The following is a 12181-nucleotide window of genomic DNA, read 5'->3' on the forward strand; positions in this document are numbered from 1 at the left end:
GTCGTATGCCTGACGGAAGTGGCGGGGTGGTCCGGAGTCTGCACGAGGCGCCGCTGAGCAGCGCGTTTCGTCAAGCCTGGTTGAAATGGTCCCAGGAGTGGCAAGATCTGCCCAAGGACAGCGACCCGGCAATCGTCATCAATCGGGTCGTGGAATTTTCCGGGCGCGGCGCCCAGCGCCTATGGCGGGTGGCCTACGCCACCGTCGGCGATGCCGCTTCCGAGCAGGTCAAGGCGCTGGTCTACGCCTTCGTGGCGTTGGTGGACGAGACCTTGCTGTTCAGCGCTTGGCCCGGCCAACTGGCGTGGCAGCAGCATCCCCTCGAGTCACGCATGTACGCCAGCCGTCAGGCCGGCGAGCGCTTGCCCGCCGCGATCAAGAAACTGCTGGATGAGCAAATGCCCGGCACTCGGGATCTGGCGAATGTCTACCTGCAATGCCTGATCCTCGGATTCCAAGGGCGCTTGCGCGGCGAGCCTGGCCAAGTCCAACACGAAAAATGGCGTGTGGCGTTGTTCACCTTTGCCTGGCAGCACGAACCCGATTACGTCGATGTCAGCCAGCGCCTGGCGATGTCTGCGGCGGCTACGCCCGCGCGTATGCCAGCGCAGCAATCCTTGCCGGACGGCTTTCGCCTGGGGTTGGCGATCGTGGCGATGGTGCTGTTGCTGACTGGCTTGGGGCAGGTCTTCTGGCGTGACATCCGCCTGGAGCTCGAACCGGTGTTGCAATTGAACGAGTCGTCAGTCCAGGAGCAGGATTCATGAACACCCTGAGCATCGTCGCCTCGGTGCTGCTCGCCATTGTCGTGATGCTGGTGATCGCGGCAGCGGTGTGGTGGTTGCGAACCCAGGGCGGGGCGGCGATTCGCAATTTCTACGGGGCGGTGCGCCAAATGGAGCAGGAGCAGGGCACCCGCGACCGCTATCAGACGCCATGGCTGATGATGCTCGGCAACGAAACCGACGGTGCCCAGTTGTGCAGCCAATGGCGTTTGCAACCCACGGACAAGGCGGGCTGGTTCGGGCGTTGGTTTTGCGATGCCGAGGGCGCCGTACTGGTGGTGCCCCAGGCGTTGTTCCTGCCCGATGAAGGCATGAACCGGCAACGGGGCAATTGGTGGCGACTGCTGGGCCTGCTGTTGCGGCTGCGCAGCAAGCGGCCGTTGGACGGAGTGATCTGGACAGTGCCGTTCAGCAAGCTCGATGACATCGAGCAAACCACTGAGCTGAGCCTCAAGGTCCGTCGGGTTTTTATTGACCTGCTGCAACGGTTTGGCCTCAGCCTGCCGGTGTACGTGGTGATCACCGGGATGGAAGAGTTGCCCGGGTTCCAGGAGCTGGTCAGCGCGCTGCCTGCCAAGGCGCGAGAGTCGATGCTGGGTTGGTCGTCGCCTTACTTGTCTGATGCGGCGTGGCAATCGCACTGGAGTGACCAGGCGCTGGATGAGATCAACGCCGCGCTGGCGCAGTCGATCATCGAGATCGGCGCGCTGTCGGGACAGCTGAGCACCGATCTCTATGGCCTGCCGGAACGCTTCGAAGGCTTGCGACGAGCCTTGCAGATCTTGTTGGAGCCGGTGTTCCAGGGCAACGCCCAAGGCGAAGCGCCGCGATTTCGCGGCGTGTACTTCACCGCCAGCCAGGCCCCGGCGACCAGCGGCGACAGTTTGACCGCCCATCACAATGGCCAGCGGCAAACGGTATTCGCCCGGCAATTGTGGTCGCGACGTCTTATGGCCGAACGCGGCCTTGCCCAGCCGGTGCCTCGCTTGCTGCGCGTGCGCCAACGCGGGCATCGGCTGGCCGGCGCGGTGGCGTTGGTGGTGGGCCTGGTCTGGTTGGGCGGCATGGTTTGGGTCTGGCGCGATTCGGTGGAAAACGCCGAGGGACTGTCGCGGTTGGTGCTCAGTGCCCACAAGAACCACATCGTCGTTGACCCGGACCAGCCGCAACTGGAGCCGACCCGGCATAACGTGCAGAACTACTGGAACGTCTTGGAGAAAGCCCCGCGCTGGCGCTTTGTCTCGGTTGTCTTCCCCACATCCTGGTTCTCCTCCGTGGACACGCAGCTGGAGGATGGCTTGCGCCTGACCGCCCGGCATCACTGGATATTACCGTTGCGGGACCTGCTCAATTCCGACCTGGCGCAACTCAAGTCCATCCGCAACACCGAGCGGCGCGGCAACGTCGAGAACGACGACCCCGCGCAGTGGCAAAGCTACCTGAAGGCCAAGGCGCTGGTGGATATGGCGGCACGCCTCGAGCAGCACAACCAGATGTTCAGCCAAGTGGTGAACGATCCCAAGGCGCCACTGGACGAACTGGTGCAGTTGAGCAACGCCGCGTTGTCCCTGGGCCTCAACACTGGCACCTTGAGTCGCCCACGGTTTTACAACCGGGTCCTGTTCGACGCCCACAACAGCGATTTGCAAGGGCTGGACCTGAATGCGGCGCGCCCGGTCATCGCCGATAATTTCACCGGCCTGATGCAACGCTGGCTGGACCATTACTTCCTGGCGGACAACTTCGTCCGGCAGGCCGGTTATCTCAAGTTGCACCTGCAACGGCTGGAGGCCGGCAGCGGCAACTCCTTGAGTGAGCTGGAAGACCTGATGGCGCTGATCGATGACTTGCAGACGCTAGTGAGCCTGACCAACTCCGCCTGGGGCCGGGGCAAGGGCCAGGACCTGGTGCCCGGCTACACCCAGATGCTGGACAAGGTCAGCCACAGCACTTTGCTCGGCCCGGACATCACACAGGATCTGGAGAGCCAGGCGGCGAAGCTGCAGCAGAGCTTTCGCGACCAGTGGATCGTCCAGAGTGGTTCCCGGGACAATCTGCTGGTGCAGCAGGGCAGCGGCTTGCTGATATTGCAGGACCATGTCACGGCCCTGGACGGTGCGGTACAAGCGCTGTTCAAACGGGATTTCGTGGCGTTGGCGATGCAGAAGGATCCGTCGACTGGCAATCTTGATCCGATAGGTCAGGGCGATGGCGGTGATGATTTCAGCGTCGCCCTGAATTACTTCGCCAGCTACAAGAGCTACGCCAGCGAAGAGCTGTCGCGGATTCCGCCGGATTACCGCGACGCGCTGATGCAGGCCGCCGAAACCGCCGCGGCCCGGGCCATGTGGTTGAGCCTGGATGAAAATGACCAGCCGCTGCCCGGCACCGGCTTCAATGTGCAAACGACCCAGGCGGTTGCGCTGCAAAAAGCCTTCATGGATGTGCACCGCAGCGACCTGGCGATACGTTTCCAGCGCTTGCTCAATCGCCGGGCGTTGGCACAGATCAACAGTGGCCTCGACGAAATCGATGCCCAGCCGTTGTTCAGCCAGCGCGCCGACATCGAGCGTTGGGATGGTTCGAAGAACTTCGGCTTGCAGCTGTACGGCGCCAACGATCCACAGGAACTGAAGCTGAACCTGAACCAGCAATTCAGCGCCATGCTGCAGATCGCCGAACAGCGCATGCCCGCCCTGGAATGGTTGATCGTCCAGCAGGACGACCTGTCCGCCCTGGAACATGACCAGGTGGCGCGGTTCATGGCCCTCAATGACGAATTGCTCAAGTACAAGAACCAGAACCCGGCCAGCTCGGCTGCCCAGTTGGAACAATTGGTAAGTCGGGATTTCAATGCGATGGACACCGCGTCCTGCGCGCAGATCTTGCAGACCTCCAGCCTGTCCGGCGGGCGCGGTGACCTGGCTCGGCGCACCGTCGCGTTGCAGCAGAGTGCTCTGCAACGTTGCCTGTACCTGCAACAGAATCAGGCGGCGATGGCCTGGAATGACCTGGCCAATTATTTCAATCAGTACCTTGCCGGACGCTTTCCGTTTTCCCAGGACCTGCGGGCCAGCGATGCCGACCCGGCACGGGTGCAGCACCTGTTGGAATTGATCGAGACGCGCGTGCCCCTGGCCCAGGCCGCGCTGACACTGAACCAGACGCCGGAGCGATTGGCGGCCGCGGATTTCCTAAATCGCTTGAAGCAGGCCGGCGTATGGCTCGGGCCGCTGTTCGTGCGGGACAAGAGCGGTGTGCTGGGCGTGGAGATGGACGTGCGCTGGCGTACCGATCGCGATGAGGAGCGTGGCGCCGACCAGGTCATCGCCTGGAGTCTGGATGCGGGTAACCAGCAGATCAGCTACCCCGGTGAAGGCCAGCAGAACCTGCGCTGGGGGGTCGGCCAGCCCGTGCGCCTGACCTTGCGCTGGGCCCGCAACGGTTACCAGCGTCCGGCCAACGATCCATTGCAACCAAACCTGGTGGTGCGCGACCTCGAAGCCGGCTGGGAATACCAGGGGCCATGGTCGTTGTTGCGCCTGATGCGTTCGCTGGTGTCGGCCCAGCGCCAGCCGAACGTCGACTACACCGATTTTCCCCTGGCCCTGCAACTGCCCGTGACCGCCCAGACCCAGGCCCGCACCGCGCAGCAGACCTTGATGTTCGTGCGCCTGTCGTTGATGAGCCAGGGTTCCAAGCTGCCGCTGTCGATCCCGCCGCTGCCGACGCAGGCGCCCCGTTCGCCTTTCCTGGCGCCTGCGTCGAGGCCTGCCATTGCCACCCGTGAGGAGGGCCTGTGAGTTTGCCGATAACCCCGTTACCCGAATTGGTCAGCCAATTGCTCGAGCCGATCAGCGTCGAGTCGCCTTGCGGCCAGGATCTGCGCTACGAAACGGAGTACGACCAGTTGCGCGAGTTGCGCCGGGAGGACGACACCAGTCTGCCCACCGGCGTGTGGCAGTCTTCAATCAAGCGCGCGCTCTGGCCGGACCTGGAAAGGCTCGCGACCACGTTGTTGCTTGAGCGCAGCAAGGATCTGATGATCAGCGCCTGGCTGGGGGAGGCCTGGCTGCACTTGGCCGGATTGGACGGCTTGCCGGGCAGCCTGGCGCTGGTGGCGGGGCTGTGCGAACGTTATCCGGAACACCTGCATCCCCTTGCCGAGGATGGCGATCAATCGTGGCGGGTGATTCCGCTGGAATGGCTGGCCCGTCGCTACAGCGAAGTGTTGCTGACGCGGGTGCCGTTTCTGGATGGCCGCGATCCGACTTTCGCCGGTTTCAGCCTGGACGATTGGCAACGCCTGCAGCGCCAGCAAGTGCAGGGCAACGACAGCAAGAACGCCAAGGCCTCGGCGGAGGCGGCGCGCAACGAGCAAAAGAAACTCAGCGAACTGATTCGCAGCACACCGCTGTCTTTCTGGTTGCATCGCCAGGGCAGCCTGATGTTGAGCCTGCAGCATCTGCAACGACTCGAAGCCTGGAGCGACGCGTACCTGGGCAACCTGGCCCCGGGCTACAAATCCTTGCAGGACGTGATGCAAGCCATGTTGGCATTGGTAGAGGAGTTCATCGCGATGCATCCACAGCAACCCGCCGTCGTGCCCGCGCAAACGTCCCCGGTGGCGGCGACGCCGATGTCCGAGCCGGCGGCGGCACCTTCCCAGCTCTTCCAGGAGCCGGCCAATCGTGAAGAGGCCTATCGACAGCTGCTGGTCATCGCCGGTTACCTGGCGCGCACCGAACCCCACAGCCCCGTGCCCTATCTGATCCGGCGCGGTGTGGAATGGGGCAACAAGCCGCTGAGCGAGTTGCTGGGTGAATTGATCAGTGCCGATGCCGAGTCCCGACGGCTGTGGACGTTACTCGGGGTGCTTTAATGCTGCGTGTCGGGTAGTTCCACCGGCGTCAGCACCGGCTTGCCGGAAAAGAACGCGTTCAGGTTCTCTCCGACCAACTCCACCATGGCGCGTGTCGCTTCCGGCGACAGCCCGGCGACGTGGGGGGTCAGTACGACGTTGGGCAAATGCTTGAGGGCGTCGGGTACTTCGGGTTCATGGTCGAATACATCCAGCGCAGCCCCGGCAATTCGCCGGTGCTCAAGGGCGAAGATGAGCTCGGTGGTGGCGACCACGCTGCCGCGGGCGATGTTGACCAGAAATCCGTTGGGGCCCAGTGCGTCGAGGGTCTGTTTGTTGATCAGTTGCCGGGTATCCAGGCCGCCAGGCGTCGCAACGATCAAGAAATCTGAAACTCGGGCCAGTTCGGTGGGCGTGGCGCAGAAGCTGTAGGGTACGTCGGTGCGCACGCGGCGATTGTGGTAGCTGACGTTCATGTCGAAGCCGAGGGCAGCGCGCTTGGCAATCGCCATGCCCACGGCGCCAAGTCCCAGCACGCCCAAGTGCTTGCCGGCGAGGGAAGGGCGCGTGCTTCGCGGCCATTCGCCCCGGCGCAGGGCGGCATCGGATCGAGGCACATCGCGCACCAGTGCCAGCAACAACGCCATGGCATGGTCGGCCACCGACGAGGCGTTGACCCCTGCGCCGTTGGTCACCACGATGCCCCGGTTGCGTGCGGCCTGCAGGTCCACTTGTTCATATCCGGCGCCGATCACGCAGATAATCTTCAGGTTGGGCAGGGCCGTCATCTCTTCGGCGGTCAAACCCAAGGGGCCACGGGTCAGGACCGCGCTGAACCGGTCGCCGTGTTCGAAGATCGCTGCCTTGCGTTCGGCGGGCGTGGGCGCCAATTCCAGGTGATAGCCCTGGCGCTCCAGGATCGGCAGGTATTCATTGACGGTTTCAACCAGTACCAGAACGGTTGCGGTCATGCTGGGCTCCTGTGGGCGCTTTATCGAACATCAAGTATTCAACCTGATTGTAGGAGTCGAAGGCAGAGGTAGCCTGGGCTTTTTATGGTCATTTTTGGATCCTGTTCAGTCGTCGTTGGAGCGAGTCAAAAAATCTGCTCCGCACAACCACTCCTCAGCTAAGTCTTTGCTTCTGCTCGCTAATCCCGGACAATCGCGCCCCTGTTTCGGCCAGGGCGCTGCCTGTCGGGGTTTTCCGACTCGTCCTGGCCGGGTGCATGTGACCGGAAAGCGGAGATCCGACCGGATGAATGATCAGGCCAACAGCGTCGAAGAGCGCTTTGAAACGATAGCCCCAGCCGCCCTCAGTCAATGGAGTCGCCACGACACGACGTGGATGCTGGGCCTGTTTGGTACCGCCATCGGTGCCGGCACTCTGTTCTTGCCTATCAATGCGGGGCTTGGCGGTTTCTGGCCGCTGCTGGTCCTGGCGGTGTTGGCATTCCCCATGACGTTCTATGCCCACCGGGGCCTGACTCGTTTTGTATTGTCCGGCCGCGACGGGGCGGACATCACCGAGGTGGTGGAAGAGCATTTCGGCATCAAGGCCGGCGCGCTGATCACGCTTTTGTACTTCTTTGCGATCTTCCCGATCCTGCTGATCTACAGCGTGGCGCTGACCAACACGGTGGGTAGCTTCCTGGAACACCAACTGCATGTGCAGCCACCGCCTCGGGCGGTGTTGTCGCTGATGCTCATCCTCGGTTTGCTGGCCGTGGTGCGCTGCGGCGAGCAGGTGATCGTCAAGGCCATGAGCCTGATGGTTTATCCGTTTATCGTGGCGCTGCTGTTCCTCGCGGTGTTCCTTGTGCCCCACTGGAACGGCGGCATCCTGACCACCGCGTCGACGATGCCGGAACCTTCGGCGCTGCTGCATACCCTGTGGTTGGCAATCCCGGTGATGGTGTTCTCGTTCAACCACTCACCGATCATCTCGGCATTCGCGGTGGATCAGAAGCGTCGCTATGGCCATAACGCCGAAGAGCGCAGCGCACAGATCCTGTCGCGCGCCCATGTATTGATGGTGGTGATGGTGCTGTTCTTCGTGTTCAGCTGCGTGCTGACCCTGACCCCGGCGCAACTGGCCGAGGCCAAGGCGCAGAACCTGTCGATCCTGTCGTACCTGGCCAACCACTTCAGCAACCCGACCATTGCCTTTGCGGCGCCGTTGATTGCTTTCGTGGCGATCGCCAAGTCGTTCCTCGGGCATTACATCGGCGCCAGCGAAGGCCTCAAGGGCCTGATCGTCAAGAGCGGCCGCCGCCCGGCGCCCAAGACTCTCGATCGCGTGACAGCGGCGTTCATGCTGGTGGTGTGCTGGGCCGTTGCTACCCTCAACCCGAGCATTCTGGGCATGATCGAAACCCTCGGTGGCCCGGTGATCGCGGCGATCCTGTTCCTCATGCCGATGTACGCCATTCGCAAAGTCCCGGCCATGGCCCGCTATCGCGGCCAGGCTTCGAATGTCTTTGTGGTCGCGGTGGGCTTGGTGGCGATTACAGCGCTGGTCTATTCCTTCCTGGCGTGACCTGTTTTTTTGTGGGAGCGAGCCTGCTCGCGATAGCGGTGGCTCAGCCACATAGATGCCGGCATGTGTCCCGTTGCTTTTGCTTTTGCTTTTGCTTTTGCTTTTGCTTTTGCTTTTGCTCTGCTTTGGATCTTGATCTTGATCTTGATCTGGACGCCCCGTTAAACCACGCTGGCCGAACGCAGGCATTGCGCAGTGGGCATCCCGGCATGGATGCCGGGATAGCCGCGCTGGGCCATGGATGGCCCTTCGCGGCGGGCCCACGGAGCAATGCCGGAGTGAGGGCATGCCGAGCCTAGGCGAGGCACCAAGTGGTGGGGCAAAGCGCTTTTGGTTACTTTTGGCGCTTTTCCAAAAGTGACCCGCTGTAAGAGCGGAACCCTAAGCCGCCGTTACCGAAGAAACGGATATGTCCCCAACAAAAAGGCATTCCCTGAAATAGAAAAACGCCGCCCCTCGCAAGAAGGGCGGCGTTTTTAGTCGGGCGTCTTAATCGTTAGGCTTGGACGACCGGGATGTTGGCGTTCGCAGCCGCTTCACGGAACTCGGCGATCTGGTCGAAGCTCAGGTAGCGGTACACGTCCGCTGCCATGCTGTCGATCTTGCCGGCGTATTCCATGTACTCCTCGACGGTCGGCAGGCGACCCAGGATCGACGCTACGGATGCCAGTTCGGCCGAAGCCAGGTAGACATTCGCGCCGTCGCCCAGACGGTTCGGGAAGTTACGGGTCGAAGTCGAGACCACGGTGGAGTTCGGCTCGACGCGTGCCTGGTTACCCATGCACAGCGAGCAGCCTGGCATTTCCATCCGCGCTCCGGCCTTGCCGTAGATGCCGTAGTAGCCTTCTTCGGTCAGTTGGTGAGCGTCCATCTTGGTCGGCGGCGACAGCCACAGACGGGTTGGCAGCTGACCTTTGACCTGATCCAGCAGTTTACCGGCGGCGCGGAAGTGACCGATGTTGGTCATGCACGAACCGATGAACACTTCGTCGATCTTCTCGCCAGCAACGCTGGACAGCAGACGGGCGTCGTCCGGATCGTTCGGCGCGCAGAGCACAGGCTCGCTGATGTCGGCCAGGTCGATCTCGATGACTTCGGCGTATTCGGCGTCGGCATCGGCTTCCATCAGTTGCGGGTTGGCGATCCAGGCTTCCATCGCTTGGGCGCGACGTTCCAGGGTACGTGCGTCGCCGTAGCCTTCGCCGATCATCCAGCGCAGCAGGGTGATGTTGGACTGCAGGTACTCGGTGATCGACTCTTTCGACAACTTGATGGTGCAACCGGCAGCCGAACGTTCGGCCGAGGCGTCGGACAGTTCAAAAGCCTGTTCCAGGGTCAAGCCTTCCAGGCCTTCGATTTCCAGGATGCGGCCGGAGAAGGCGTTTTTCTTGCCTTTCTTCTCGACGGTCAACAGACCGTTCTGGATGGCGAAGTATGGAATGGCATGAACCAGGTCACGCAGGGTGATGCCAGGTTTCATCTTGCCTTTGAAACGCACCAGGATCGATTCCGGCATGTCCAGTGGCATGACGCCGGTGGCAGCGGCGAACGCGACCAGGCCGGAACCGGCCGGGAACGAGATGCCCATCGGGAAGCGGGTGTGGGAGTCACCGCCGGTGCCCACGGTGTCTGGCAGCAGCATGCGGTTCAGCCACGAGTGGATGATGCCGTCGCCCGGACGCAAGGAAACGCCGCCGCGGGTCATGATGAAGTCAGGCAGGGTGTGGTGGGTGGTGACGTCGATCGGCTTTGGATAGGCCGCGGTGTGGCAGAAGGACTGCATCACCAGGTCAGCCGAGAAGCCCAGGCACGCCAGGTCTTTCAGTTCGTCACGGGTCATTGGACCGGTGGTGTCCTGGGAGCCCACGGTGGTCATTTTCGGTTCGCAGTAGGTGCCAGGGCGCACGCCTTGGCCTTCTGCCAGGCCGCAAGCCTTGCCAACCATCTTCTGCGCCAGGGTGAAACCCTTGGTGCTTTCGGCTGGCGCTTCAGGCTTCTTGAACAGGTCGAACGGTGGCAGGCCCAGTTCGGCGCGAGCCTTCTCGGTCAGGCCACGGCCGATGATCAGCGGAATACGGCCGCCAGCGCGGACTTCGTCCAACAGCACCGGGGTCTTCATTTCGAAGGTGGTGATGACTTCGTCGGTACCGTGCTTGCAGACTTTGCCGGCGTGCGGGTACAGGTCGATCACGTCGCCCATGTTCATGTTCGACACGTCGAACTCGATAGGCAGTGCGCCGGCATCTTCCATGGTGTTGTAGAAGATCGGGGCGATCTTGCTGCCGAAGCAGAAACCGCCAGCGCGCTTGTTCGGCACGTACGGGATGTCGTCGCCGAAGAACCACAGCACCGAGTTGGTGGCCGATTTACGCGAGGAACCGGTACCGACCACGTCACCGACGTAGGCGATCGGGAAGCCCTGGCCGCGCATTTCTTCGATCTGCTTCATCGGGCCGGTCTTGCCTTGCTCGTCCGGAACGATGCCGTCACGGGCCATTTTCAGCATGGCCAGGGCGTGCAGCGGGATGTCCGGGCGGGACCAGGCGTCCGGGGCAGGGGACAGGTCGTCGGTGTTGGTTTCGCCGGTGACCTTGAACACGCGCAGGCTGATCTTGTCGGCCAGCACCGGGCGCTTCTTGAACCACTCGCCGTCAGCCCAGGATTGCAGCACGGCCTTGGCGTGAACGTTACCGTTCTTGGCTTTTTCTGCCACGTCGTGGAAGGCATCGAACATCAGCAGGGTGTGCTTGAGTTCTTCGGCGGCGACGGGTGCCAGCTCCGCGTCGTCCAGCAGCTCGACCAGGGTCACGATGTTGTAGCCGCCCTGCATGGTGCCGAGCAATTCGACGGCGCGCTTCTTGTCCAGCAGAGGGGATTGGGCCTGGCCCTTGGCCAGGGCGGACAGGAAACCGGCCTTGACGTAGGCGGCTTCGTCGACTCCAGGCGGAACGCGATTGGTGATCAGGTCAACGAGGAAAGCTTCTTCGCCAGCCGGAGGATTTTTCAGCAGCTCGATCAGGCCTGCAGTTTGTTCGGCGTTAAGCGGCTGGGGAACGATACCCAGGGCTGCGCGCTCTTCGATATGTTTGCGGTAGGCTTCAAGCACAGTTATTACCCTCATCAGTGGTCCCAAATGGGTGTCCGGGACGCTCATCCAGAAACTCACGGCACTCATGCGCGTCAGGGGGCTTTTTGGGCCTCCACGCCAGAGTGGCCGGAGTTCCTCACAGAAGCTGCTTTCAAAGTTTTACGCCTGCAGAACGGGAGCTGATGAGGGTTGGCGTTGGGCTTTCCCCGCTGGAAAGACCCTTCGCCAACACCGCTCTGAAGGAACGACTGTGCTCGTGACGCTTTGAAAACAGCTTCTAACGGACATTGGCGCCTTAAAAGGCTGGCTGATTCTACGGGAAAAAAAAATTAAAGGTAAGTTGGGCTTCCAGGTTTGAGGGGTGATCAATCTTAGACAAAGGGCTAACATGCCCGCCTGTCCTGTTTTTGCGTGTGCGTTGCCTTATGCCCAACCAGCTCATCAAGACGCCCTGCGTCGGCCTCTGTTCCACTGTCTACGGTGACCTGGTGTGCCGTGGCTGCAAGCGGTTCCACCATGAAGTGATTCACTGGAACGGTTACAACGAGGACGAAAAACGCGCGGTGTGGATGCGGCTCGAGCAACTGCTGGTGCAGGTGATGGTGGCGAAGCTGGAAGTTTTTGATGCGGCGCTGCTGCGCCAGCAACTGGAAGCGCGCAAGATCCGCTTCGTGCCTCACCAATCGGAATATTGCTGGGCCTACCAGCTGATCGCCCGCGGCGCGCGGGTGATCAACAACCTGGAAGCCTACGGCATGGTGCTCTTGCCGGAATTTCGCGATTGGGAGCTGCCGGACCTGCGCGATGCCATTGATCGGGAATTTTTCCTCCTGTCCGAAGCGCATTACCAACGCTACATCGCGCCGGGGTTCCTGAAGGATGCGATCGGCGGCTGAAGGTGAGGGCTTG

7 protein-coding genes are annotated in these 12181 nt (G+C 62.0%); 5 read left to right on the forward strand and 2 right to left on the reverse strand.

Annotated features, from left to right (window positions below; all coding sequences use genetic code 11):
- Positions 1-5 precede the first annotated feature (5 nt).
- Genes J3P79_RS11035 through tssA form a run of 3 tightly spaced genes read left to right on the forward strand, consistent with a single transcriptional unit; the run spans position 6 to position 5667 of the window.
- Positions 6-767 carry a DotU family type IV/VI secretion system protein gene (locus tag J3P79_RS11035; protein ID WP_434610409.1) on the forward strand — a complete coding sequence of 254 codons (762 nt, stop codon included), beginning with the start codon at positions 6-8 and terminating at the stop codon, positions 765-767.
- A complete protein-coding gene (locus J3P79_RS11040) occupies positions 764-4588 on the forward strand; it encodes a type VI secretion system protein (protein WP_434610411.1) in 3825 nt (1274 codons plus the stop codon). The genes J3P79_RS11035 and J3P79_RS11040 overlap by 4 nt, the downstream gene beginning before the upstream one ends.
- The gene (gene tssA / locus J3P79_RS11045; RefSeq protein ID WP_434610412.1) at positions 4585-5667 is read left to right on the forward strand and encodes a type VI secretion system protein TssA; all 1083 of its coding nucleotides are present in this window, start codon (positions 4585-4587) and stop codon (positions 5665-5667) included. Before J3P79_RS11040 ends, tssA begins: the two co-directional genes overlap by 4 nt.
- On the opposite strand, the gene J3P79_RS11050 is transcribed toward tssA, so the two are convergent.
- Positions 5664-6617, reverse strand: a complete 954-nt coding sequence (locus J3P79_RS11050) for a 2-hydroxyacid dehydrogenase (protein WP_434610415.1) — start codon at positions 6615-6617, stop codon at positions 5664-5666. The two genes, tssA and J3P79_RS11050, sit on opposite strands and share 4 nt — an antisense overlap.
- Before the next feature lie 286 nt (positions 6618-6903).
- Here J3P79_RS11050 and J3P79_RS11055 point away from each other — a divergent pair, with 286 nt between their 5' ends.
- Positions 6904-8184, forward strand: coding sequence for a serine/threonine transporter (locus J3P79_RS11055; protein WP_434610416.1), 1281 nt, complete (start codon positions 6904-6906; stop codon positions 8182-8184).
- A 496-nt stretch (positions 8185-8680) separates the two neighbouring features.
- On the opposite strand, the gene acnB is transcribed toward J3P79_RS11055, so the two are convergent.
- Entirely contained in the window at positions 8681-11290 is a 2610-nt protein-coding gene (gene acnB, locus J3P79_RS11060) for a bifunctional aconitate hydratase 2/2-methylisocitrate dehydratase (protein ID WP_249877324.1), read from the reverse strand.
- 407 nt (positions 11291-11697) lie between these two features.
- On the opposite strand from acnB, the gene J3P79_RS11065 reads away from it, so the two are divergent.
- Complete coding sequence (locus tag J3P79_RS11065) at positions 11698-12168, forward strand: DUF1289 domain-containing protein (RefSeq protein ID WP_434610418.1); 471 nt, start codon at positions 11698-11700, stop codon at positions 12166-12168.
- Positions 12169-12181 lie beyond the last annotated feature (13 nt).

Source organism: Pseudomonas sp. R1-7 (assembly GCF_051132105.1).
Lineage (GTDB): Bacteria > Pseudomonadota > Gammaproteobacteria > Pseudomonadales > Pseudomonadaceae > Aquipseudomonas.